General features: G+C 66.9%; 21 protein-coding genes and 1 pseudogene. 10 read left to right on the top strand and 12 right to left on the bottom strand.

Features of this window, described 5'->3' with window-relative positions; genetic code table 11:
* Positions 1–109: 109 nt before the first annotated feature.
* The 5 genes from yjfF to WMC41_RS27505 form a co-directional block, all read right to left on the bottom strand.
* Positions 110–1,078 (bottom strand): galactofuranose ABC transporter, permease protein YjfF, encoded by a 969-nt coding sequence (gene yjfF, locus WMC41_RS27525; protein ID WP_288079992.1) that lies wholly within the window; start codon positions 1,076–1,078, stop codon positions 110–112.
* Positions 1,075–2,100 (bottom strand): ABC transporter permease, encoded by a 1,026-nt coding sequence (locus WMC41_RS27520; RefSeq protein ID WP_432349464.1) that lies wholly within the window; start codon positions 2,098–2,100, stop codon positions 1,075–1,077. The genes yjfF and WMC41_RS27520 overlap by 4 nt, the downstream gene beginning before the upstream one ends.
* Positions 2,097–3,617 (bottom strand): galactofuranose ABC transporter, ATP-binding protein YtfR, encoded by a 1,521-nt coding sequence (gene ytfR / locus WMC41_RS27515; protein ID WP_432349463.1) that lies wholly within the window; start codon positions 3,615–3,617, stop codon positions 2,097–2,099. Before ytfR ends, WMC41_RS27520 begins: the two co-directional genes overlap by 4 nt.
* Before the next feature lie 105 nt (positions 3,618–3,722).
* Entirely contained in the window at positions 3,723–4,685 is a 963-nt protein-coding gene (ytfQ, locus tag WMC41_RS27510; protein ID WP_272808314.1) for a galactofuranose ABC transporter, galactofuranose-binding protein YtfQ, read from the bottom strand.
* Between the two features lie 578 nt (positions 4,686–5,263).
* Positions 5,264–5,965 (bottom strand): GntR family transcriptional regulator, encoded by a 702-nt coding sequence (locus tag WMC41_RS27505; RefSeq protein ID WP_244770251.1) that lies wholly within the window; start codon positions 5,963–5,965, stop codon positions 5,264–5,266.
* Positions 5,966–6,152: 187 nt separating this feature from the next.
* Here WMC41_RS27505 and WMC41_RS27500 point away from each other — a divergent pair, with 187 nt between their 5' ends.
* From WMC41_RS27500 to WMC41_RS27475, 6 genes are all read left to right on the top strand, one after another.
* The gene (locus WMC41_RS27500; RefSeq protein WP_432349462.1) at positions 6,153–7,187 is read left to right on the top strand and encodes a 4-hydroxythreonine-4-phosphate dehydrogenase PdxA; all 1,035 of its coding nucleotides are present in this window, start codon (positions 6,153–6,155) and stop codon (positions 7,185–7,187) included.
* A 70-nt stretch (positions 7,188–7,257) separates the two neighbouring features.
* Complete coding sequence (locus WMC41_RS27495) at positions 7,258–8,250, top strand: Bug family tripartite tricarboxylate transporter substrate binding protein (RefSeq protein ID WP_432349461.1); 993 nt, start codon at positions 7,258–7,260, stop codon at positions 8,248–8,250.
* A 64-nt stretch (positions 8,251–8,314) separates the two neighbouring features.
* Positions 8,315–8,815 (top strand): tripartite tricarboxylate transporter TctB family protein, encoded by a 501-nt coding sequence (locus WMC41_RS27490; protein WP_244770254.1) that lies wholly within the window; start codon positions 8,315–8,317, stop codon positions 8,813–8,815.
* A gap of 33 nt (positions 8,816–8,848) precedes the next feature.
* On the top strand, positions 8,849–10,387 hold the full coding sequence (locus WMC41_RS27485; protein ID WP_244770255.1) for a tripartite tricarboxylate transporter permease: 1,539 nt from the start codon (positions 8,849–8,851) through the stop codon (positions 10,385–10,387).
* Positions 10,388–10,426: 39 nt separating this feature from the next.
* Positions 10,427–11,365: a sugar phosphate isomerase/epimerase family protein gene (locus tag WMC41_RS27480; RefSeq protein WP_432349460.1), complete on the top strand. Its 939-nt coding sequence runs from the start codon at positions 10,427–10,429 to the stop codon at positions 11,363–11,365.
* Positions 11,366–11,400: 35 nt separating this feature from the next.
* Positions 11,401–13,101 carry a dihydroxyacetone kinase family protein gene (locus WMC41_RS27475; protein WP_432349459.1) on the top strand — a complete coding sequence of 567 codons (1,701 nt, stop codon included), beginning with the start codon at positions 11,401–11,403 and terminating at the stop codon, positions 13,099–13,101.
* Between the two features lie 77 nt (positions 13,102–13,178).
* On the opposite strand, the gene WMC41_RS27470 is transcribed toward WMC41_RS27475, so the two are convergent.
* The 6 genes from WMC41_RS27470 to WMC41_RS27445 form a co-directional block, all read right to left on the bottom strand.
* Positions 13,179–14,459, bottom strand: coding sequence for an FtsX-like permease family protein (locus WMC41_RS27470; protein WP_432349458.1), 1,281 nt, complete (start codon positions 14,457–14,459; stop codon positions 13,179–13,181).
* Positions 14,456–15,142 carry an ABC transporter ATP-binding protein gene (locus WMC41_RS27465; protein WP_432349457.1) on the bottom strand — a complete coding sequence of 229 codons (687 nt, stop codon included), beginning with the start codon at positions 15,140–15,142 and terminating at the stop codon, positions 14,456–14,458. Before WMC41_RS27465 ends, WMC41_RS27470 begins: the two co-directional genes overlap by 4 nt.
* 2 nt (positions 15,143–15,144) lie before the next feature.
* The gene (locus WMC41_RS27460; RefSeq protein ID WP_432349456.1) at positions 15,145–15,609 is read right to left on the bottom strand and encodes a hypothetical protein; all 465 of its coding nucleotides are present in this window, start codon (positions 15,607–15,609) and stop codon (positions 15,145–15,147) included.
* 72 nt (positions 15,610–15,681) lie between these two features.
* Positions 15,682–17,436 carry an alkaline phosphatase gene (locus WMC41_RS27455; protein ID WP_432349455.1) on the bottom strand — a complete coding sequence of 585 codons (1,755 nt, stop codon included), beginning with the start codon at positions 17,434–17,436 and terminating at the stop codon, positions 15,682–15,684.
* A gap of 97 nt (positions 17,437–17,533) precedes the next feature.
* Positions 17,534–18,160, bottom strand: coding sequence for a hypothetical protein (locus WMC41_RS27450; RefSeq protein WP_432349454.1), 627 nt, complete (start codon positions 18,158–18,160; stop codon positions 17,534–17,536).
* A gap of 123 nt (positions 18,161–18,283) precedes the next feature.
* Positions 18,284–19,396 carry an FAD-dependent oxidoreductase gene (locus WMC41_RS27445; RefSeq protein WP_432349453.1) on the bottom strand — a complete coding sequence of 371 codons (1,113 nt, stop codon included), beginning with the start codon at positions 19,394–19,396 and terminating at the stop codon, positions 18,284–18,286.
* A 120-nt stretch (positions 19,397–19,516) separates the two neighbouring features.
* On the opposite strand from WMC41_RS27445, the gene WMC41_RS27440 reads away from it, so the two are divergent.
* Together WMC41_RS27440 and WMC41_RS27435 are read left to right on the top strand one after the other, a co-directional pair.
* Positions 19,517–19,705 (top strand): pirin-like C-terminal cupin domain-containing protein, encoded by a 189-nt coding sequence (locus WMC41_RS27440; protein ID WP_432349452.1) that lies wholly within the window; start codon positions 19,517–19,519, stop codon positions 19,703–19,705.
* A gap of 60 nt (positions 19,706–19,765) precedes the next feature.
* Positions 19,766–19,864: pseudogene (locus tag WMC41_RS27435) on the top strand (hydrolase); the annotation flags it as partial.
* Between the two features lie 21 nt (positions 19,865–19,885).
* Here the strand turns inward: WMC41_RS27435 and WMC41_RS27430 are convergent.
* Positions 19,886–20,797, bottom strand: a complete 912-nt coding sequence (locus WMC41_RS27430; RefSeq protein WP_432349451.1) for a LysR family transcriptional regulator — start codon at positions 20,795–20,797, stop codon at positions 19,886–19,888.
* A 175-nt stretch (positions 20,798–20,972) separates the two neighbouring features.
* Between WMC41_RS27430 and WMC41_RS27425 the strand changes: the two genes are divergently transcribed.
* Both WMC41_RS27425 and WMC41_RS27420 read left to right on the top strand, forming a co-directional pair.
* Positions 20,973–22,073 (top strand): Bug family tripartite tricarboxylate transporter substrate binding protein, encoded by a 1,101-nt coding sequence (locus tag WMC41_RS27425; protein ID WP_288079973.1) that lies wholly within the window; start codon positions 20,973–20,975, stop codon positions 22,071–22,073.
* 199 nt (positions 22,074–22,272) lie between these two features.
* The gene (locus tag WMC41_RS27420) at positions 22,273–24,237 is read left to right on the top strand and encodes a tripartite tricarboxylate transporter permease (protein ID WP_432349635.1); all 1,965 of its coding nucleotides are present in this window, start codon (positions 22,273–22,275) and stop codon (positions 24,235–24,237) included.
* Positions 24,238–24,260: the final 23 nt, after the last annotated feature.

Below are 24,260 nucleotides of genomic sequence, written 5' to 3'. Positions count from 1 at the left end.
CCGGAATTGCGTTAAAACAAAAGGCTAGAGCGCTTTCGCGTTCTGAAGAAAAGCGGAAGTGCTCTCGCCGTCGGGGTTTCGGGTACGGGCGAGGGCGGCGGGACGCATGTCAGGCATGCCGCCTCCGCCGGTCCGTCGCGAGGATCAGGCCCTTCTGGAGCAGGATGAAGGCGAAGAGCAGGAGGCCGATCAGGATCTTTGTCCACCAGCTCGACAGCGAGCCGTCGAAGGTGATGTAGGTCTGGATGAGGCCCTGGATGAGGATGCCGACCAGCGTGCCGGCGACGAAGCCGGAGCCGCCCGTCAGAAGCGTGCCGCCGATGACGACCGCGGCGATGGCGTCGAGTTCCACCCCGACGGTGGCCAGCGAATAGCCGGCGGAGGTGTAGAGCGAGAAGACGATGCCCGAAAGACCCGCGAGGAAGCCGGAGAGGGCGTAGATCATCACCGTCGTGCGTCCGATCGGCACGCCCATCAGCCGCGCCGTCGCCGTGCCGCCGCCAAGCGCGTAGATATTGGCGCCGAAGCGGGTGCGGTGGGCGATCAGGATGCCGGCAGTGAAAACGAGGAGCATCAGGCCACCGATGAGGGTGATGCGTCCGCCGCCGGGCAGCTTGTAATAGACACTCTTCAGCGTGGCGTAGAAGGGATGCTTGATCGGGATCGAATCGATCGACAGCACGAAGGCCATGCCGCGCGCCAGGAACATGCCGGCGAGCGTGACGATGAAGGGCGGCATTTCGAGGTGATGGATGATCGCGCCCATCAGGGCGCCGAAGGCCGTGGTGACGGCAAGCGCCAGCACGAAGGCGGCAAGCGGATGGATCGCGGTCGATTGCAGCAGCACGGCGAGAAGGACGCCGGTGAAGGCGATGACCGCGCCGATGGAAAGATCGATGCCGCCCGACAGGATCACGAAGGTCATGCCGACCGCCGCGATGCCGAGGAAGGCATTGTCCGTCAGGAGGTTGCCGATCACCCGCGTCGACAGCATGTTGGGATACTGCGCGATGCAGACGGCATAGGCGATGAGGAAGATGGCGATCGTGGCGGTGAGGGGGAGATAACGCGGGTTCATTTCGTCTCCTCGCCCGTCTTGCTTGCCGCCGCCTGCGGGCGGGAGAGGAAGACGAAGGCCGACTGCGCGCGCGGCGACTGGATGACGAGGATCAGCACGATGATCGCCGCCTTGATGATCAGGTTGAATTCGGGCGGGAAGCCGGACAGCAGGATGCCCGTGTTGATCGACTGGATGATGAGCGCGCCGAGCAGCGAGGCAGCGATGGAAAAACGCCCGCCGAGCAGCGAGGTGCCGCCGACGACGACGGCGAGGATCGCGTCGAGCTCCAGCCAGAGGCCGGCATTGTTGGCATCCGCGCCGCGGATGTCTGCGGTGGCGATGATGCCGGCGAGCGCGGCGCAGAGGCCCGAGAGCACATAGGCGGCGATCAGCAGCACGCCGGTGGAAACGCCCGAGAGCATGGAGGCGCGCCGGTTCACGCCGAGCGCCTCGATGAGCATGCCAAGCGCCGTGCGCCGCACGATGAGCGCCACGGCAAGGCCGAAGACCAGCCAGATGACGACGGGCATGGGCAGCCCGAGGAACGACCCGCTGCCGATGAAGATGAGGCCGGAATCGTTGAAGGTGAGGATCGCCCCCTCGGTGATGAGCTGGGCGATGCCGCGGCCGGCGACCATCAGCACCAGGGTCGCGATGATCGGCTGGATATCGAGAACGGCGACGAGGAGGCCATTCCACAGGCCGCACAGGAGGCCGGTGCCGATGGTGACGAGCAGCGTCAGCGCCAGGCCGTAACCCGCCGTGATGCAGGCGGCGGCGACAGCCCCGCAGATCGCCATGACGGCGCCGACCGACAGGTCGATGCCCTTGGTGGCGATCACCACCGTCATGCCGATCGCCAGCAGAGCCACCGGTGCGCCGCGGTTGAGGATGTCGATGAGGCTGCCATAGAGCCGTCCGTTCTGCATTTCGAGGCGGAAGAAGCCCGGAAAGGCGATCGACACCATCAGGAGGATGACGACGAGCGCGGCGACCTGCGGAAAGAGCCTGACGGCATAGGTTTTCAAGGTCGCGCTCATGGATCGGCCCTCCCGGCGGAAGCGGCGATCGCCTCGACGATGCCGTCCGTGGTGACCGCGCTGCCAGTGAGTTCGGCGACATGCGCCCGGTCGCGCAGCACGATGACGCGGCTGGAATAGGCGACCAGCTCTTCGAGTTCGGAGGAGATGACGATCAGCGACATGCCTTTCTCGCACAGGGATTCGATGAGGCGGATGATTTCCGCATGGGCGCCGACATCGATGCCGCGCGTCGGCTCGTCGAGGATGAGGAAATCCGGATTGGTGGCGAGCCAGCGGGCGAGGATCGCCTTCTGCTGGTTGCCGCCGGAGAGCAGCTTGATCGGCTTCTCGCGGTCGCTCGTGCGGATGTCGAGCGCCTTTATGTAGTGGTCCGCCAGCCGGTCCTGCTCGCCGCGGCTGATCGGCCGGGCCCAGCCGCGCCGGGCCTGGAGGGCGAGCGCGATGTTCTCGCGCACGGAGAGGTCGCCGACGATGCCGTCCACCTTGCGGTCTTCCGGGCAGAAGCCGAATTTCTCGCGGATGGTGGCGCGGGGGGACGAGAGGTCGAGCGTCCGGCCGTCTCTCTCCGCCGTGCCGGTGTCAGCGCGCTCGGCGCCGAAGAGGATCTCGGCCGTTTCCGTGCGGCCGGAGCCGAGCAGGCCGGCAATGCCGACGACCTCGCCCGCGCCGACATCGAGGTCGAACGGCTGGATATGGCCCTTGCGGCCGAAATCGCGGAAGCGGAAGCGAACGGGGCCGGCCTCGCCCTTCGCGCCATGTTCGCCCGCCACTTCCTGCACCAGTTCGCGGCCGAGCATCATGGCGATCAGGTCACGGCGCGGCAGGTCGGCGGTCTCGCGCGTGCCGACGAGCTGGCCGTTGCGCAGCACGGTGATGCGGTCGGAAATCGCGTAGACCTGCTCGAGGAAGTGGGTGATGAACACGATGCCGAGGCCGCGCTCCTTCAGCCGTCGCACGATGCGGAACAGCATCGCCACCTCGTGCGTGTCGAGGCTGGCGGTCGGCTCGTCGAGGATCAGCACCTTGCCCGACAGGTCGACCGCGCGGGCGATGGCGACGACCTGCTGCACGGCGACGGAATAGGCGGCAAGTTCGGCGGTGACGTCGATATCGAGGTCGTATTCGGCAAGCAGCGCCCTTGCCCGGCGGTTCATCTCGCGGGCGTCGACGAGGCCGAAGCGCTTCGGCTGGCGGCCGAGGAAGAGGTTTTCGGCGACCGTCAGGTTCGAGAGCAGGTTCACTTCCTGGTAGACGGTGCCGATGCCGAGGTTCTGGGCCTCCAGCGTGCTCTGCGGATCGACATCGGCGCCATCGACGAGGATGCGCCCGCCGTCGCGGCGATAGGCCCCGGTGAGGCACTTGACGAGCGTCGACTTGCCCGCGCCGTTTTCGCCGAGCAGGGCATGCACCTCGCCGCGCCGCAGAGAGAAATCGACGCGGTTCAGTGCCTTGGCGCCCGGAAAGATCTTGTCGATCCCCGTCGCCGAAAGAATATAGGAACTGGCAGGCTGCATGGTCCCGACCCGGGTGAGGATGGCCGCCCGCAGCCTAGGAGGCGAACGGGCCTGGCGGAGGCCCCGCGCCCGGCCATTGGCCGGACACGGGGCTCCAGGGTGAGATCAGTAGCCGAGGCCCTTCTTCTCCTCGTAGACCTTCGCCGGATCGTCAGCCTGCGTATAGAGCTTCGATTCGGTCTGGATCCACTTCGGCGGTGCCTTGCCGTCCTTGCGGAAGGCGTCGAGGGCGTCGAAGGCGGGGCCTGCCATGTTGGGCGTCAGCTCGACCGTGGCATTGGCTTCGCCGGCGGCCATCGCCTGGAAGATGTCGGGCACGGCGTCGATCGAGACGACGAGGATGTCGGTGCCCGGCTTCAGGCCGGCTTCCTTGATCGCCTGGATGGCGCCGACGGCCATGTCGTCGTTGTGGGCGTAGAGCGCGCAGATGTTCTTGCCGCCGTCTTCCGCCTTCAGGAAGCTCTCCATGACTTCCTTGCCCTTGGTGCGGGTGAAGTCGCCGGTCTGGCTGCGGACGATTTTCAGGTTGTCATGGCCGGCGAGTGCTTCCTCGAAACCCTTCTTGCGGTCGATGGCGGGTGAGGAACCGGTCGTGCCCTGGAGCTCGACGACGTTGCACGGCTTGCCGGCGACCGTGTCGACCAGCCACTTGCCGGCGACATTGCCCTCGTGCACGAGGTCGGAGGTGACGGCGGTCAGGTAGAGGTCGTCGGGGGCGTCGACCGTGCGGTCGAGCAGGATGACCGGGATTTCCGCATCCTTGGCTTCCTGCAGCACCTCGTCCCAGCCGGTTGCCACGACCGGGGCGACGAGAATGGCGTCGACGCCCTGCGCGATGAAGGAGCGCAGGGCCTTGATCTGGTTTTCCTGTTTCTGCTGCGCATCGGCGAATTTCAGGTCGATGCCGCGCTGTTCGGCCTGCTGCTTGGTGAGCGTCGTCTCGGCGGCGCGCCAGCCGGACTCGGACCCGATCTGCGAAAAGCCGACGGTCAGCTCGGCCGCGGACGCGGCGCTGAACATCGAGGCAGCAAGGATCGTGGCACTCGCGAGTGCGATTTTGAATTTCATGATGTCCTCCCAAAGAAAGCTGCTCCTCAGCAGCGAAGGTAAAACATCATATTGTATTACTATTGTAAACCATCAAATTTGCGGTGCCGGGATTTTCTTTGCGTAGAGGCGGGTAGGGGCGCGAATTGCCGGATGGGTTCTGCAAGCTGTTTCAAGGGCTTGTCGGCGAATGCGAAAGATCGCCTGCCTTTCGGCGGAAACACTGAACGCGCGCTGGAGGCGCCGCTGCCGTTCGCGAGCCCATGCTGGCGGGCAAGGCGGCGAACAGAAGAACGAGGGGCCGACAGGGATGCCGGCGAAACCGTGGAACGGGCAAGGGTCCCACAGTGGATAGCCGATCGATGATTCGCCCGTGCGATCGAAGCATGCACGCTCTCGGGGCCGGTGCTGCCGAGATATGGCCGGAACCTCGACGACGGCAAAGCGGAGCGCTCTCGTCGAAACAGGGCGAACCATCTGGTCTACAAGCGGGGCAATTGCCTTTGGAATGCAACATTGCCGTTCTTTCCTTCCCCAGGGAAGGGGAAGCAGGCGGGGCATTCCCACAGGGGATCGGTTTATAAGGGGCTTCCGGTTTCTTACCGGCCGGCGCCTTCCAGCGTCTCGCTGACGCGCTCCCAGGCCTTTTTCAGGTGGCGTCCCAGAACTTCGGACAGCCGGTCGGCATCGCGCGCCTCCAGCGCGGCGACCATTTCCTCGTGCTCGCCGACCGCGGCCGCCCATTTCTCGGCGCCCTCGTGGCCGACGAAGCGGATGCGCTTCAGCCGGGTCTGCAGCATGCCGTGCACTTCGGCCAGCGCGGCATTGCCGGAAATGGCGACGATTCGCGTGTGGATCGCCTGGTTGAGCTTGTAATATTCCAGGCGGTCGCCCGCCTTGTAATGCCGGACCATGCGGTCGTGCAGGGCGCGGATTTCCGCGATCTCCTCATCGCGCGCGCTCGCGCAGGCAAGCCTGCCGGCCAGTTCCTCCAGCGTGGCGAGGACCGACAGCATGTCCTTGACGTCCTTCGCCCCGAAGCGCTTCACGACGGCGCCGCGGCTGGGAACGAGCTCGACCAGGCCTTCGCTCGCCAGATACTTGATGGCCTCGCGCAGGGGAGTGCGCGAAACGCCGAGCATCTGGCCGAGCTGGCCTTCGTTGAGGCGCGTTCCCGGCGACAGGTGCCCCTCGATGATCATGTCGCGCAGGCGGCCGACGAGCGTGTCGTGCAGCGCCGTGCGGCGGATCGGTTCCGGCAGGCTACTTTCTGGGAGCCCCAAGCTTCTGATCTCATCCATGTCTTTGATCTTGCGTCTTTCAGGTCCGGCCCGAGGGCGCCGGCCGCGTTGGCGATTTGGTGCGAGCATGGAGAGCCGGGACGGTGGCGTCAATAAAAAATGCTGCATACAGAATACAAAAGACTTGATGCAGCATTTTGGATGCCGTATGAGAATTGCATACAGAATGCAGCGGAGGAGCTTCATCATGACCGAGAGCGCAAAAGACGCGCGTCCCGTTATCGCGCTCGCCATGGGCGACCCGGCCGGCATCAGCCCCGAGCTGACCGCCCGCATCATTGCGCTCGACGACGTCAAGGCCGCGGCCCATCTCGTGGTGATCGGCGATCGCCGCATTCTCGACGAGGGTGCGAAGGCGGCCGGCCTCACCCTCGACCTGGAGGCCGCAACGCTCGAGACCTTCGGTGCGGCGGGCGGCGAGCGCCATGTCTTCATCGACCTTGCCCATCTCGATCCGGCGGATGTGGTGCGCGGTGAGGCGACGCTTGCCGGCGGCACCTTCGCGACGACCAATTTCCGCGCCGCGCTGCAGCTTGCCGATCAGGGCAAGGCCGGGGCCGTCTGCTTCACGCCCTTCAACAAGAAGGCCATGCGCTACGCCTATCCGGGGTATGACGACGAGATCCGCTTCGTCGCCGATGTCATCGGCTTCACCGGCAAGGTCCGCGAGTTCAACGTGCTGGAAAAGGTCTGGAATGCGCGCGTCACCTCGCACATTCCGCTGAAGGACGTGGCGGCGGCGCTTTCGGTCGAGGCGATCCTCGCCGAGATCGAGCTCACCGCGGCCTGCCTGCGCAATGCCGGCTACGACAATCCGCGCATCGCCGTTGCGGGCCTCAACCCGCATGCCGGCGACGGCGGTTCCTTCGGCATGGAGGAGATCGACATCATCGAGCCTGCCGTCGCGGCGGCGAAGGCGCGCGGTTTCGATGTCGAGGGTCCGTTCCCGGCCGATACCGTCTTCCTGCGCGCCCTGAAGGACGGCTTCCAGGCGGTCATGACCATGTATCACGACCAGGGCCAGATCGCGATGAAGCTCATGGGCTTCGACAAGGGCGTCACCATGATGGGCGGCCTGCCGTTCCCGCTCTGCACGCCGGCCCACGGCACGGCCTATGACATTGCCGGCAAGGGCATTGCCGATGTCGGCGCGAGCCGCGAGGCGCTGCTTCTGGCCGCGCGCATGGCGAAAAAGGCCGCCGCGCTTTCGGCCGCCGCCTGACCTGTCGAATTTTTGAGGTATACCGGCACGGAGGAGGTTCGTGCCGGGATCATCCCAACGGAGGAGCAAGATGAAAAAGTCCCTTACCATTGCCTGCATCGTCGCGACCGCATCGGGCGTCGCCCTGCCGGCCTTCGCCTTCGAGCCGGAGCGCCCGGTCGAATTCGTCGTCACGGCCGGCCCCGGCGGCGGCACGGATATCTTCGCCCGCACCATCCAGTCGATCATCGCCAAGTACGAGCTGATGAAGGCGCCGGTGGTAGTGACGAACAAGGGCAGCGCCGGCGGCGCGGAGGGCTTCGTCTATGCCGCGACCGCAAAGGGCGATGCCCACAAGCTGACCTTCGGCACGAACAACGCCTATCTGCTGCCGGTCCGCGCCAAGGTGCCCTACGCCGCTGCCGACCTGACGCCGGTCGCCGCGCTCGCCTCCGACGAGTTCGTGCTCTGGGTCAACGGCAAGTCCGACATCAAGACGGCCGCCGATTTCGTCGAGAAGGCCAAGGCGGCGCCGGGCACGCTGAAGGTCGCCGGCAGCCAGTCCAAGGACGTCGACCAGATCCTCACCTCGATGATCAACGAGGCGACCGGTGCCGATATCGGCTACGTTCCGTTCAAGAGCGGCGGCGAGGCGGCCGTGCAGCTTGCCGGCGACCACGTCGCGGCCAATGTCAACAATCCGAGCGAGAACCTCGGCCAGTGGCAGGCCGGCATGGTCAAGCCGGTCTGCGTCTTCAAGTCGGAAAAGCTGAAGAGCGACGCGAAGGTGGCCGGCGACCAGGGCTGGGCCGACATCCCGACCTGCAAGGACAGCGGCATCGCCATCGACAACTACGCCATGCCCCGCACCGTCTGGCTTGCCGCCGGTGTCGAGCCGGAGGTCGTCAGCTTCTATGCGGATGTCCTGAAGAAGGTGTCCGAGACGCCGGAATGGCAGAAATATCTTGCCGACACCTCGCAGTCCGGCACCTATATGAGCGGCACGGAGTTTGCGGACTTCATCAAGAAGGACGAGGCCGCCGTCAGCGCCGTGCTGAAGCGCGAAGGCTGGCTTGCGAACTGAACCTCCCAAGGTTCCGCGCGGATGCCCCACGGCATCCGCACCCCCTTTCGGAAAGGTCTGATCCATGCGTGAGAACAGCGCGAATGGGCTTTCCCGTTTCGCCATGGAAACGGGCGTCGCCCTCCTGACGGGCGCCTTCGGCATCGCCGTCGCCTACGGCTCGATAGAGGCCGGCGCGGGCTGGACGGAGATGGGGCCGGATGCCGGCTATTTCCCCTTCTATATCGGCCTGCTGATCGTCTTCGGCAGCGCGATGAACCTCGTCTACGCTGTCGTCAAGCATCGCGGCAGCGGCGAGATCTTCGTCGACATGGCGCGCTTCAAGGTCGTGCTCGGCTTCCTGCTGCCGCTCGTCGCCTTCGCGGCGGTCTCCACCCTCCTCGGCCTCTATGTCGGCACGGCGCTCTACATCGCCGGAACGATGACCTTCCAGGGCAAGTACAAGTGGTGGGCCGGCCTTGCCGCGGGCATGGGCGTCGCCCTCTTCTTCTTCGTCATTTTCGAGATCGGCTTCAAGGTTCCGCTCCTGAAGGGTCCGGTCGAGGCCTTCTTCGGGATCTACTGATCGCGCGAGGGCGCCGGTCTTCGGAGGAAAGACATGGAAAATATCGGTCTTCTCATGGACGGCTTCGGCCATATCCTGAGCTTCAACCACATCCTGCTCATGATGCTCGGCGTCACGCTCGGCATCCTGGTGGGCGTGCTGCCCGGCCTCGGGGCGCCGAACGGCGTGTCGCTGCTCCTGCCGCTCACCTTCTCGATGGATCCGATCTCGGCCATCATCCTGCTCTCCTGCATGTATTGGGGCGCGCTCTTCGGCGGGTCGACGACCTCCATCCTCTTCAACATTCCGGGCGAGCCCTCTTCCGTCGCCACCACCTTCGACGGCTATCCGATGGCCAAGAAGGGCGAGGCGAGCCGGGCGTTGACGCTCGCCTTCGTCTCGGCCGGCCTCGGCGCGCTTGCCGGCGTCGTGATGATCACGCTGCTTTCCGGCTGGGTCGCCAATTTCGCGCTGCGCTTCTCCTCGCCGGAATATTTCGCCGTCTATTTCCTCGCCTTCGCAAGCTTCATCTCGATGGGCGCCCAGTCGCCGTTCAAGACGCTCGTCTCCATGATGATCGGCTTCGCGCTCGCCTCCGTCGGCATGGACACGATCTCAGGCAACCTGCGCCTGACCTTCGACATTCCCGAACTCATCAAGGGCGTCTCGTTCCTCATCGCCGTCATGGGTCTCTTCGGCATCGGCGAACTGCTGCTGACCACGGAGGAGGGGCTGCGCTTCGAGGGCATCAAGGCACGCGTGAGGCTCGTCGAGATCGGCCGCACGCTGGTCGAGATGCCGCGCTACTGGTTCACCATCGCCCGCTCCACGCTGATCGGCATCTGGATGGGCATCACGCCCGCCGGTCCGACGGCGGCCTCCTTCATGAGCTACGGCGTCGCCCGCCGCTCGGCCCGCGACAAGTCGCAATTCGGCAAGGGCGATCCGCGCGGCGTCGTCGCGCCGGAGACGGCCGACCATTCCGCCGGCACCTCCGCGTTGCTGCCCATGCTGGCGCTCGGCGTGCCGGGCTCGGCCACCGCGGCGGTCATGATGGGCGGCCTGATGATCTGGGGCCTGACGCCCGGTCCGACGCTCTTCACCGACCGGCCGGATTTCGTCTGGGGCCTGATCGCCTCCATGTATCTCGGCAACATCGTCGCCGTCGTGCTGGTGATCGCCACCGTGCCACTCTATGCCTCGATCCTGCGCGTGCCCTTCGCCATCATCGGGCCGATCATCGTCGCCATCATCCTGTCCGGCGCCTACCAGGTCGGCAATGCCGTCAGCGACATGTGGCTGGTGCTTGTCTTCGGCCTCCTCGGCTATGTCTTCAAGAAGCTCGATTATCCGCTTGCCCCGCTCGTGCTTGCCATGGTGCTCGGCGACAAGGCGGAGGATGCCTTCCGGCAGTCCATGCTCTTGTCCGGCGGCCAGCTCTCGGTCTTCTGGTCGAACGGGCTGGTGACGACGCTGATGCTGGTCGGCCTTGCGCTGCTCTTCTCGCCGCTCGTCTTCTGGCTTCTCGGCATCTCGCGCCGCCGCCGGCTCGGCGTTCCCAAGTCCCCGCAGGACGGCACGCCTGCGGTCTGATCCGCCGGCTCCCCGCCTTTTCCGCACCAGGAGTTCGTCATGACCGTTCCGGCGCCCGCATGGACCCGTGAAACCTGGCCGATCGCGGCCGCGATGATCCAGTATCCGAACCTCCTGGCGGATGGCCGTTCGGTGCAGGACCAGTCCGTCGAGGAATGGGCCGCGACGCTCGACGACGTCGTCGATGCCGGCTTCACCGAGCTCGACCCGACGGACAGCTGGCTGCGGCTCGCCGATCTTTCGCCGGCGCGGCTCGATGCCTTCATGGCGCTGGTGCGCTCGCTCGGCCTGACGATCCCGGCGATCTCGATCTCCCGCCGCAGCGTCATCGATGCCGTCCACGGCGATGCCTATCTCGCCTATGGCCACCGCGTCATCGACACGGCGAAGGCGATCGGCGCGGGCGCCGTTTCCTTCGGCCTCTTCGAGCCGCTGACGGCCGGGCAGAAGAAGGCGCTCTGGTTCTGGACGGTCGATGGCCCGTGCAATCCCGATGATCCGGCCGTCTGGCAGAAGGCCGTCGCGCGCATCCGCGAGCTCGGTCGCCATGCCGAGGAGCTCGGCATCGAGATGGCGCTGGAAATGTACGAGGACACCTATCTCGGCACGGCGGACAGCAGCGTGCGTTTCGTCGAGGCGGTCGGCCTGCCGAATGTCGGCATCAATGCGGATATCGGCAACCTCATCCGCCTGCACCGCCCCGTGGAGCACTGGCAGGAGATGATGGAGAAGGTCGCGCCCTTCGCGAAATACTGGCACGTCAAGAACTATACGCGCACGGAGGATCCGGGAACGGGGGCGATCGTCACCCATCCGGCGCCGCTGGAGACCGGCATCATCAATTACCGCGCCGCCATCCGCATGGCGCTTGCGCACGGCTTCCGCAGCGCTTTCCTTTGCGAGCACTACGGCGGCGATGGCCTTTCGGTCTCGGCCGCCAACCGCGATTACCTGCGGCGCATCCTGCCGCGCCGCTGACAAGACGATCCAGCACAAGACGAGGGACGATCACCATGACCACCATCTTCGATGCACCGGAGGATTTCGCGGCCACCGCCCTTGCCGGCTTTGCCGATCTCTACAGCCGCCATGTCCGCCTCGTGCGCGGCGGCGTGGTGCGGGCGACGCGGGTGCCGAAGGGCAAGGTCTCGGTCGTCGTCGGCGGCGGTTCGGGGCATTATCCGGCCTTTGCCGGCTATGTCGGCCCGGGCATGGCGGACGCGGCGGTTGCCGGCGATGTCTTCGCCTCGCCCTCGACGGCGGCGGTCGCCCGCGTCTGCCGGCAGGCCGATCACGGTGGCGGCATCCTGCTCGGCTTCGGCAACTATGCCGGCGACGTGCTGAATTTCGGTGTCGCCGCCGAGCGTCTCAGGGCCGAGGGCATCGATGTCCGCATCGTTCCCGTCACCGATGACGTGGCGAGCGCGCCGGCCGAGGCGCATGGAAAGCGCCGCGGCATTGCGGGCGATCTTGCCGTGTTCAAGGTCGCGGGCGCGGCGGCGGAAGCCGGCCTTTCCCTCGACGAGGTGGAGCGCATCACGCGCCATGCCAACGACCGCACCGTCTCCTTCGGCGTCGCCTTCGACGGCTGCACCTTGCCCGGCGCCGGCGGCCCGCTCTTCACCGTGCCGCAAGGCCGCATGGCGCTCGGCCTCGGCATCCATGGTGAACCGGGCATCCGCGAGGAGACCGTCGTGCCGGCGAAGGATCTTGCGGCCCTCCTCATCGAAAGGCTTCTTGCCGAGCGTCCGCAGGGCGTCACGCGTGTCGCGGCGGTGCTGAACGGTCTCGGCGCCACGAAATACGAGGAGCTCTTCGTCCTCTGGACCGCGATCTCCGGGCTGCTGAAGGCGGCGGGGCTGGAGATCGTGGCGCCCGAGGCGGGGGAATATGTCACCAGCCTCGACATGCAGGGCTGCTCGCTGACGCTGATGTGGCTGGATGCGGAGCTCGAAACCTACTGGACCGCGGCCTGCGATGCGCCCGTCCTCCGGCGCGGCGGCGAGATCCGCACGGAGCCGGCCACCGACGCCATCGTCAACGAGGATGCGGCGCCGACCTTCGGCCCGTCCTCGGCCGCCTCGCGCAAGGACGCGGCCTGCATCGCAAGGCTTCTCGGCCTCGCCGCGAAAGGGTTGAAGGACGCGGAGGACGAGCTGGGCCGCATCGACGCGAAGGCCGGCGACGGCGACCATGGCCAGGGCATGCGCCGCGGCTCCGCTGCCGCCGAGGACGCCGTTGGGCAGGCACTCGCCGCCGGTGCCGGCGCCGCGAGCACGCTTGCGGTCGCCGGCGATGCCTGGGCGGACCGGGCGGGCGGCACGTCAGGTGCCATCTGGGGCCTGCTGCTGCGTGCCTGGAGCAACGCGCTTTCCGACGATGCCGTTCTCGATGACGCCGCCGTGGTCAGGGGTGCGCGTCTTGCGCTCGATGCCGTGACGCGGCTTGGCCGCGCCCGCGTTGGCGACAAGACCCTCGTCGATGCGCTCGTGCCCTTCGTCGAGACGCTGGAGGCGTCGTTTGCGGCCGGCAAGCCGCTGAAATCCGCCTGGATCGATGCCGCGGCCGCTGCGACGGCAGCGGCCGACGCCACCGCCGCGCTGACGCCGAAACTCGGCCGTGCCCGTCCGCTCGCCGAACGCAGCATCGGCCATCCGGATGCCGGCGCGATCTCACTGGCGCTGGTCGCAAGGATCATCGGTGAGGCTATCTGACCGGTCGATATTGCAATTCCGGAAACGACCCGGCGATTTTTGCCGGGCCCACGCGAACCGTCCTGCCTTCAGCTGCATCAGGCTCTCAAGGCAGCCGCCGGGCTGAGGCGGAGAGCCGAGAGCGCCGGTACGATCGACACCAGGACCGCAAGAGCGGCAAACCACATCGCCAGCGGGAGATCAGCCCGGGCGAATTCCACGGGCATATGGACCGCCGTCGCGGAGGCGAGGGCGGCGGAGATGGCCCGCGCCGCGCCATAGCCGACGGCAAGGCCGAGGGCGAAACCGGCCAGCAGCAGCAGGAAGAGTTCACCCCAGACGATGGCGAAGACCGCCCGCCGCGGGGCGCCAAAGGCCCTGAGCGCCCCGATCTGCCGCCGGCGGGCGCCGACATGCATGATCGTGACGAGCAGGATGGCGGCGACGACAATCGCCTGCGTGGCGATGGCGATCGCGAGCAGCAGGCTGCGGGCATCGCCGAGCGTCGCATAGAGACGGGTCAGCACTTCGGCGGGGAACACGGCGAGCGTCGTCTCGCTGCGATATTCCTGGCGCAGGCGGTAGGCGTCGCCCATGGTCTTCGGCTTGACGAGGACGGCGGGGATGCCGGGCGTTTCGGCATCGAAATGTTCGTCGAGCGCCGCGTCCGGCTCGACATGGACCGCGTGGTCGTGATCCTCTGTCGCGGCACCGTCTGGCGCTTCGTCGCCGTGGTCGTGCCCGTGCCCGTGTTCGTGTTCGTGCTCGGTCTCCGCTCCCATGCCGTGCAATTGCCAGACGGCCCGGATCGGCACGAGGATCGCCCGGTCCCAGGCGGTGCCGGTCGGCGCCATGCGGCCGCGCACCGTATAGGCGAGTTCGACATGGGTATGGCCGCCGCTATCGGCCGCGCCGTGCATCGGCTTGATCTGCGCGCCGAGGCGCATCGGCACGTCGGCGCCGATCACCGCCTCGCCGAGGCGGGCGAAGACCGCCCCTTCCGCAAGCGTCGGCGACAGGGCGGTGACCAGCGCCGTCGTCGTGCCGACGACCGGGCGGCCATCGGCGGAATCGCCGAAGCCGACGGGGGCGGCGAAGGAAACGCGCGGGTCCCGCGCGAGCTTTTCCAGCACGGCGCCGGACATCAGGGGCAGGGGGGATGGCTGGAGGAAGACGGCCGACAGGGCAAGCTGCGTCTCGCTGCCGGCGGCGCCGACGACGAGGTCGAACTTTTCCGCCGCCCGCGCGCTGCCGAGCCGCACGGCCCGCTCCTGCAGCGTGACGGCGACGCTGAGCGCGACCGAAAGCGCGATCAGCACGACGACGGCGAGCGCGCCGCCCTTGAACCGGCGAAGATCGGCGAGGATGAAGCTTATCATGCCGCTTCCGCCTTCCCGGCGTCCTCGATGATGCGGCCGCCGTCGAGGACGATATGCCGGCCGATGCGCTCCACCAGGGCCGGGTCGTGGGTCACGACGAGCAGCGTGGCACCCTCTGCGCGGGCAAGCCGCACGATGAGGTCGGCCACCTCGCCGCCGATGCGGCGGTCGAGGCTCGCCGTCGGTTCGTCGGCGACGATCACGCCGGGTTTCGGCAGCAGCGCGCGCGCCACCGCCACGCGCTGCATCTCGCCGCGCGACAGCGTCTCGATGGGTTGGCCGGGGCGGGCAATGCCGGTGTTTTCGAGCAGGTGGAGGGCGCGTTCGCGCTCGCCCGGCTTCAGGCGGCGGGCGAGCCGCACCGGCAGCACGACGTTCTCGTAGGCCGAAAGGCCGGGGAAGAGGTGGAAATCCTGCATCACGAGGCCGATATGGGTGGCGCGGAAGGCATCGCGCCGGCCGGTGGGCAGACGGGTGATCTCCGTGTCCCCCCAGGAAACGGATCCCCGCGTTGCGGGCTCCAGCCCGGTGACGACATTGACCAGCGTGCTCTTGCCCGAGCCGGAGGCGCCCGTGATCGCGAGTCCGCCGCCGGCTGGAAGGTGCAGGTTTTCGATGGAAAGCACCGGCGCATCGAGGCCGGGAAAGCGCATCTCCAGGGCGGCAATATCGAGCGCGAGCATCGTCAGACCGTCTCGAATGCGGCATCGCGCAGGCGCAGCTGGCTGACGAATCCGGTTTCGGGGTCGACCCACGAGCCGTATTCCAGCATGCCCCGCGCCTCGATCGGCGCATTGTACTGCACGAAGGTCTGCTTTTCGGCGAGGTAGACGACGAGGATATTGTCCGGCCAGTCGGCATCCGAGGAGCAGAAGGGGCAGAGCGACATCGGGATTTCGGTGAGCACGAAGAAATTCGCCTCGGCCTTCAGCGGCGGGGCCATGAAACCCTTCATGGCGACCTCCCGCCAGTTCAGCCGCTTCACCTTGTCGGAGAATTCGAGGCCGAGCACGCCGAAGCTCTTGTAGAGTTCGCCGAAGCCGAGCGTTTCGCCGGCAAGGGCAGGGCGGGAAAGGGCGAGAGCGGGCAAGGCCGCCAGCGCGCAAAGCAGCCGGCGCCTCTCGAACGACACGCGGTCCATCTGCGTCATGGCCGGGCCTCCTTCTTTATCGGCAGGAGCGTGGACAGGCGGCGCGGGCCGCCTGTCCAGCAAGGTCTGGTGTCATTCCTTCGGCACGCCGAGCGCAAAGGCATCGGCCAGCACGCGGTAGACGTCGCTCTGCTCCATGTAGCCGCGGAAGCCTTCGGAGCCGGGACCTGCGGCCTGCAGCACGACGTCGTCCACGGCATGCACGCCCGTGTCGCCTTCCTTCGGGATGTTGCCCTCGACGAAGACGGCGCCGGGCACATCCTTGTAGGCCTCGTTGGCGACGTATTCCTTCGCCTCGTTCTGCACGGCCGGCACGAACGGGCCGTCCAGCTTCGGGCGGAAGGTCTCGTAATGATCCGGGCCGTTGTTGGCGGCCAGGAACAGGCGGCGCGAGACGTCGATGCGGTCCGGATAGCCGTCGCCGTCCTTGTCCTCGTAGTTCGGGAAGCCGGCATCGTCATAGGTGCCGACCTTCTCGCGCATCACCTCGCCGGGCTTCTCGTCATCAACCGTGCCGATGATGGCGACGCCGTGGGTGTGGTCGCCGGTCACGACGATCAGCGTGTCCGGGTTCTTCTCGGCGAATTCGCGGGCAACGCCGACGGCCTTGTCGAACTCGATCGTCTCGACGAGCGCGCGGTCCCAGTCGAGCGGGTGGCTCATCTTGTCGACCGACGCGGCCTCCACCATCAGGAAGAAGCCTTCCGGGTTCTTGGAAAGCTTGTCGAGCGCGGCCCTGGTCATGTCGACGAGGCCGGGCTGGCTCGGGAACTTGTCGACGGTGCCCTTCTTGAGGAATTCGCGGTCGAGGGTCACGTCCAGATTGCCGGTATGGAACAGGCCGAGCAGGCGCTCCTGGTTCGATCCTGCGGCCGCGGCGAGCTCGGCCTTGTCCGTCGCGATTGCATAATCGGCATTATGGAACTCGGCGATATAGTCCTTGTCGTCCTTGCGCTTGGAGCCCGGCACATCCTTGGAGAGGAAATAGGCCGAGCCGCCGCCGAGCAGGACGTCCGGCTTGACGTCGAGCATCATGCCGACGATCTCGGCCTTGTCGGCACGCTTGCGCGTATGGGCGACGAGCGCGGCGGGTGTCGCATCCTGAAGTTCCGAGGTGGAGACGATGCCGATGGACTTTTTGGTGTTCCGGCGCAGCGCCTCGGCAATGGTCTCGACCTTCGGGTCGTCGAGGCTTGCCGGCGTGCGGTCGGCGTAGACGCCGAGTGCGTTGACGCGCGACTTGTGGCCGGTCATGTAGGCCGACATGGTGTTGGCGCTGTCCGTGGCGATCGAATGGGTGGAGGACGTGCCGATGAAGGCGACCGGCGGGATGTCGTCCATCGCCAGGCGGCCGTTCGCCTTGCCCTCGGTCATGCCCTTGGACATGATGCGTGCACCGGTGCGGTGGGCGACGGACAGGCCGTCGGCGATCAGGAAGATGATGTTCTTCGCCTTCGGCTGGGCGGCGGTCTCGTAGACCTCCCAGTTGACCGACTGCGTTTCGCCGCCGGCGGAAACCTCGACCGTGTAGGCGCCGGCCGTGCCGATCGCCAGGTCGCGCAGGATGAGCGCCGAACCCAGTACCTTGTCCTCGGCGCCCTTTTCCTCCGCGACGAATTCGGCGGCCTTGCCGAAGACGTCGGCATAGTCCTTGCCGTTGACGGTGACCTTCACGTCTTCCGGTGTCACGACCGCATCGAACTCGACCTTGAAGTCGAATGGCGAGCCGACGAGGATCGTCGCGCGATCGATGGGGTAGACGGTTGCGGCGTTTGCAGTGCCGGCCAGGATCGTTGCCGATGCCAGGGCGAGGATGAGTTCACGCATGGGAGGAGCCTCTCTTGAGCGGTGCGTTGGCCCCCTGCGCATAGAAAGCCTGGATGACAGGCGTATTACACGGCCGTGACACTCCTGTGATCGTCGCTCAAACCGGGCCTCGCTCGATCGATGGATGGAAGACGGGCCGATAGCCGGCACCGAGGGCCATGACCGTCGACGGCGGCGTCAGCAGGGCATCCGCGCTGTCGAGGCGTTGCGGTAGGGCGTAGCCTTCGGCGGTCCAGCGGTGGGCGAGGCCGGCATGAAGCGTGAAGGCGTGCCCGCCCGCCGCCACGACGGCGCCGTCGGGAAGCACCGCCAGCGGCCCGGCGATCGGGTGGAGGCGCTTGCGCCTGCGCTCCAGGCGTTCGCCGTGCAGGACGGCATCCATTGCGCCGGCGGCGGGCGGCGGCTCGTCCTTCGCCGATGCCCAGCACGCCTGGAAGCGCTGCGCTGCCTCCCTGCGGCAGAAGAAGCAGGGCCGATGGCCGGCGGCAAGGGCGACCGCCTCGTCGAGGAAGAACAGTTCGGTCCAGCTCCGCCCTCCCATCACCTTCCGGCGGCGGCCTTGGAAGTCGCAGAGGCAGACCAGCCAGGCCCTGGACGCCCAGCGCTTCGAAAGCAGCGTCTTCGTCGCCGGGTCATGGATGATGCCGCGATTGCCGGTAAACAGGCCGCGCTGCGGGAGCGCGACGATCTCGCCGAAGGGGGTGACGCGGTTTTGAAGGGGCATGGTGCTCCACCGGGATCAGGGACGATGCGCCATCCTATCCCCAAGCGGCACTCGTCGTCTTCCTTTCAAGGCGGCTCGATCGCAGCCGCCTGTGCCGTTCCGACGCCGCGGCCCGTGCAGGGCTCACAACAGGCCGAGATGGGTCGCAAGCTCGCGCGCCGCCGCCGCGCCTGCGCGGTTGGCGCCGATGGTGGAGGCGGAGGGGCCGTAGCCGACGAGATGGATGCGCGGGTCCTTCCCGACCTGCGTGGCGAGGCGTCCGGCCATGACGATGCCGCCCTTCTCCCCGCGCAATTGCAGGGGGGCGAGATGGTCGAGCGAGCTGCGAAAGCCGGTCGCCCAGAGGATGACATCGGCCCTCTGTTCCGTGCCGTCCGGCCAGCGCACGCCGTGCGCGGTGATCTCGCTGAACATGGGCAGGCGCTTCAGTGCGCCGCGCGCGGCGGCGGCCCGCAGCGCCGGTGTCCAGGGAATGCCGGTGACGGAGACGACGGAGCCCGGGACCAGGCCGTTGCGCACCTTATCCTCGACGATGGCGACGGCCGCGCGGCCGTCTTCCGGCGTGAACGGCGTATCGCGGAACTGCGGTTCGCGGCGCGTGACCCAGCTTGTCGTCGTCACCTTGGAGATCTCGTCGAGATGCTGGAGCGCGGAAATGCCGCTGCCGACGATGACGACATGCTGGCCCGCGAATTCATCGGCCGTGCGGTAGTCGCGCGAATGAAGCTGCCGGCCCTGGAACAGCGCGGCACCGGGATAGTCCGGGATCTGCGGGCTTTCCCAGGTTCCGGTGGCATTGATGAGGCCGCGGGCCGAAAAGGCCTCGCGATCCGTCTCCACCCGCAGCCTTTCGAAGCGGTCGCAGACCACCGTGACCGTGACCGGACGATAGACCGGCAGCCGGAACCGCTCCTCGTAGGCGGCGAAATAATCGGGCACCGCCACGGAGGCCTTGGCCTCGGTCTCCCCCGCCGGCACCACTTCGGAAAAGCCCATGCCCGGCAGGTCGTGTACACGGTTGACCGTGCTCAGCGTCAACGAGGGCCAGCGGTGCTGCCAGGCGCCACCGGGCTTCTCGTTCCTGTCGAGAACGATGAAGTTGCGGCCCGGCTTGAGGCCGAGTTTCAGGAGATGGTAGGCCGAGGACAACCCCGCCTGGCCGGCGCCGATGACCACGATGTCGATCTTGATGGCGGCACGCAGGCTCGCCTCGTTCGCTGGCGTTGCGGATGGCAAGTCGATCCCCGTTGCTTCGGCTGCGCGAGCCCTCCGATACCCTATTCCCGCCCCGGACGAAACCGGGACCCTTTCGGGACGGTCGCGTCGTTCGCGCGTGTTGCTCGGCCTTAGCCAGGATTGCGTAACCGCACGGGCGGCGCCTTCAGTCTTGAGGCTGAGAGCGACACGACGGTTCTGGTGCTGAGCGGTGCGCCGCTCGGCGAGCCGGTCGCCATGCGCGGTCCCTTCGTCATGAACACGCCGGAAGAATTGCAGCAGGCCTTTGCAGACTTTTGCGCCGGCAGGTTCGGCACGATCGCCGCCTGATCCCCAGCGTGTCCGCGACGCCCCTCGCCCGAGGCAGACCGGGCCGGAAATGTTTCCGGCCCCTGCCCCACCAACGGTCAGCGCCCGGTCACCGATGTCGACGACACCGTCATGCTGCTGATCGACCACCAGAGCGGCCTGTTCCAGACCGTTGCCGATTCTTCGTTTCGCTGGATGCCCTCAGTCATCGGCCCCGGCGCCCTGCCAGGTTCCCACCAGCATGCGCCGGAAATGTTCGGCGGCGGGCGAGAGCGTAGCGGCGCGGCGGCGCACGATGCCGATGGTTCGGGAAATCCGGGGAGCGCCCAGTGGCCGCGTGACGATGATGGGGTGGTCAGGCCCCGGGGTTGCCGTGCGCGGCAGCACGGAAATGCCAAGGCCCGCCTCCACCAGGCCGAGGGACGTCGACAGGTGCGTCACCTCATAGGACCAGCGCAGCTCGATATTGGCGCGCGCCAGCGCCGCGTCCAGCATGGTGCGGTTGCCGCTGGAGCGGTGCACGGTGATCAGCCGGTAGGGCGCAAGGTCCGTCCAGCCGACCTCCTGCCGCGCCGCCAGGGGATGGTCGCGCCGCGCCGCCAGCACGAACGGATCCTCGGCGATGCGGTCGAAGAGAAGATCGGGATCCGACGTTCCCATGAAGTTGATGCCGAATTCCACCTCCCCGCGCGAGACGGCCTGCAACCCCTCGGTCGCCGTGAGGTCGAGGATGCGGAAGCGGATGTCGGGATATTCCTGGTTGAACTGCTTGATCACGGTCGGCAGGAAATAGAAGGCCGCCGTCGGCAGGCAAGCGATCGTCACCAGCTCGCTGCGCCGCAGCCCCCGGTCGCGGGCGGCGAAGAGTGAGCCGTCGAATTCCTCCAGCATGCGCTGCACGAGCGGCATCAATTCGAGGCCGAGTGCCGTCGCGGAGACGTGCCGGGTCGTGCGCTCGAGCAGCGGGGCGCCGATGGAGGCCTCGAGCTTCTGGATGCGGCGGCTGAGCGCCGGCTGCGACAGGTTGAGGGCTTCCGCCGCCCGGTGGAAGCTCTCCAGCTCCACGACGGCAAGAAAGGCACGAAGGTCGAGGATTTCACAATTAATGCGCATTGTGCATCAGTGGTCCAAAATTTTGCACTTAACTTAATAATCCAGGTAGCGCATACCCTTCAAGGGAGAAAGAAGGGATGATGTCTGCCCGGGGCGATCACGGGCTTGGCGTTTCCAACTTTCATGTGTACCTTTGTATACATTTGAACGCATTGCCATCGTGGGAGGAAAAAACATGGCTGATTTCACGCGTCGTCAACTGCTGGCCGCCGGCTCTGCCGCCGCGGCTCTGGGGCTTGTGGGAGCGCGCCCCGCCTTTTCTCAGGCATCCGTCGATTTCGCCGGCAAGACGGTGGAATGGTGGATGCCGTTCTCCGAGGGCGGCGGCTCGGATGTCTGGGCCCGCTTCTTTGCACCGTACCTGTCGAAATATCTGCCGGGCAACCCCAATGTCGTCGTGCGCAACGTGCCGGGCGGCGGATCGATCACCGGCTCGAACGAGTTCGTCGCCCGCGCCCGGCCGGATGGGCTTGCCATCCTCGGCACCTCCGGCTCGACGCAGTTCCCGTTCCTGCTCGGCGATCCGCGCGTGCGTTACGACTATGCCAAGCTGATCCCCGTGCTCGTCTCGCCCACCGGCGGCGTCTGTTATCTGCCCGCCAAGTTCGAGGTGAAGTCACCGGCCGACCTTGGCAAGATCAAGGACCAGGAACTGGTCTATGGTAGCCAGGGCGCGACCTCGCTCGACCTCGTGCCGATGCTCGCCTTCCGCCTGCTCGGCCTCAATGTCCGCCATGTCTTCGGCATGCAGGGGCGCGGCGACGGGCGGCTTGCCTTCGAGCGCGGCGAAGCGACGATCGACTACCAGACCTCGTCGGCCTACCTCACCAACGTCACCCCGCTCGTCGAGGCCGGCACCGCCGTGCCGATGTTCTCCTGGGGCGTTCTCGACGCCGAGGGCAATGTCGCGCGCGACCCGACCTTCCCCGACCTGCCGCACTTCGTCGAAGCCTATGAGATGATGCACGGCCAGAAGCCGTCCGGGGTGGAATACGACGCCTATCTCGCCTTCTTCGGTTCCGGCTTTGCGGCCCAGAAACCCTGCATGCTGCCGGAAGGCACGCCGGACGACATCGTTGCGACCTACCGCAAGGCCTTTGCCGACGCGGTGGCCGATCCCGAGCTGCAGAAGGCCAAGGCCGATGTCCTCGGCGACTATGAGCAGGCCGTCGGCGACGATATCGAGAAGCTCTATGCGGTGGCGACGTCGATCAAGCCGGAAGCGCGCGAATGGGTGCGCAACTTCCTGACGACGGAATACCAGGTCAAACTCTGACCGGAAGCGCCCCCCGCCGCCGAAGGGCGGCGGGCACGCCCGCCCGCAGCCACCGGGCCCGTACAGCCATCTGCCGACACTGACGAGGCCGGAGCACCCGCGCCGTCTCGCACCTGTTGCTATCGAAAGGACAGCCACAGTGATCGATGTCTTCGTCACTTCGCTCCACAACCTGCTGACCCTCCACCATCTCGGTTACATGATGATCGGTGTCGCGGTCGGCCTTATCGTCGGCATCCTGCCGGCCCTCGGCGGCATTGCCGGCATGTCGCTGCTGCTGCCCTTCGTCTACGGCATGGAACCGACCGCGGCGATCGCCATGATGGTCGGCCTCCTGGCGGTCATTCCGACCTCCGATACCTTCTCCTGCATTCTCATGGGGATTCCCGGCTCGTCCGCCTCGCAGGCGACCGTGCTCGACGGCTTTCCGCTCGCCCGCAAGGGGGAAGCGGCCCGCGCGCTCAGCGCCTCCTTCTCGGCCTCGATGATCGGCGGCCTCTTCGGCGCGCTCTGTCTCACCGGCATCGTCATCGTCGCCCGGCCGCTGATCCTCAGCTTCACCTCGGCGGAACTCTTCATGCTGGCGATCTTCGGCCTCTCCATGGTCGGCGTGCTCTCGGGCAGCAGCCTGGCGAAGGGCATCGCCGCCTGTACGCTCGGCCTCGCCTTCGGCGCGATCGGCACGGCGCCGGCCAATGGCGGCGAGCGCATGACCTTCGGCTCTCTCTACCTGATGAGCGGCCTGGAGATCACCATCATCGGCCTCGGCATCTTCGCCCTGCCGGAAGTGCTCGACCTGCTGCGCGGCAATTCGAGCATTTCGAGCACGGGCAAGCTCGGCCGCGGCTGGCTGGACGGGGTGCGCGATACCTGGCGGGAGAAATGGCTGACGCTGCGCTGCTCGACGATCGGCGCCTGCGTCGGCCTGATGCCCGGCCTCGGCGGCAGCGTTTCCGACTGGATCTCCTACGGCCACACCGTGCAGACCGCCAAGGACAAGTCGCAGTTCGGCAAGGGCGACATCCGCGGCGTCATCGGCCCGGAGGCGGCCAACAATTCCTGCGCCGGCGGCAACCTCATCCCGACCCTTCTCTTCGGCATCCCCGGCTCCGGCTCCATGGCGATCTTCCTGGCGGCGATGATCCTGATCGGGCTCCAGCCCGGCCCCGGCATGGCCGATCCGAACCGCGACCTCAACCTCACCTATACGGTCGTCTGGACGCTGGCGCTCGCCAATGTCGTCGGCACCGCGGCCTGCATCGCCCTGTCGCCCAGCATCGCGCGGCTGACGACCATCCGCTTCGTGCTCTTCGCGCCCTTCATGATTCTCATCATCGTGTTCGGCGCCTTCCAGTCGACCCGGTCGTTCGAGGATATCGTGGCACTGCTGGTCGTCGCGCTCACCGGTATCTTCCTCAAGCGCTTCGGCTGGCCGCGCCCCGCCTTCCTCATCGGCTTCGTGCTTGCCGGCCAGGTCGAGACCTACTTCTACCAGGCGGTGCAGTTCTACGGCTACGGCTTCCCGCTGCGCCCGATCGCCATCGTCATCGCGCTCGTCACGGTCGCCTCGCTCTGGTTCACCAGCCGCTCGCGCATGCGCCAGAAGGAGGAGGCCGTGCCGGGCGGCATCACCACCGACATCGAGTTCGAGCGCGAGGAGGACGAGACGGCTGCTGCAAGGAACCTCTGGCCGCAGGTCGTCTTCACCGCCATCGCCGTCGCCTTCTTCGTCTTCACCATCGTCGAAGGTGCGGAGAACTCGTTCCTCGATGCCGTCTTCCCGATCGCCGTCGGCCTGGTGGGCCTGCTGACGGCCGCCACCGTGCTGTTCTGGCAGGTCCGGGGAGCCACGGGGCGCGGCACGGCCGGCAACATGAACTTCGATCTCGACGACGGCACGACCAGCGGCAGCCTCTGGCGCTTCGTCGGCTGGCTGGTCGGCTTCGTCGCGGCCATCGGCCTCGTCGGCTTCACGCTGGCGCTGATCGGCTTCTTCGTCGCCTTCCTGAAGGTCGTCGCCAGGTCGAGCTGGCTGCAGACGCTGGTGCTGACCGCCGCCGCCGTCGGTCTGGTGCTGCTGCTGACGTCGATCCTGCACATGAACCTGCCGGGCGGCCTCTTGCAGAACCAGTTCTACGACCAGCTGGTCTGGCCGTTGCGCTGACCTTCGGCCCCGGCGGCGATGCC

The sequence above is a fragment of the Shinella yambaruensis genome (assembly GCF_050859155.1).
In the GTDB taxonomy this organism is placed as follows: Bacteria; Pseudomonadota; Alphaproteobacteria; order Rhizobiales; family Rhizobiaceae; genus Shinella; species Shinella yambaruensis.
The sequence above is the reverse complement of the archived record's forward strand: the minus strand, read 5'-3'. Positions and strand labels throughout refer to the sequence as shown.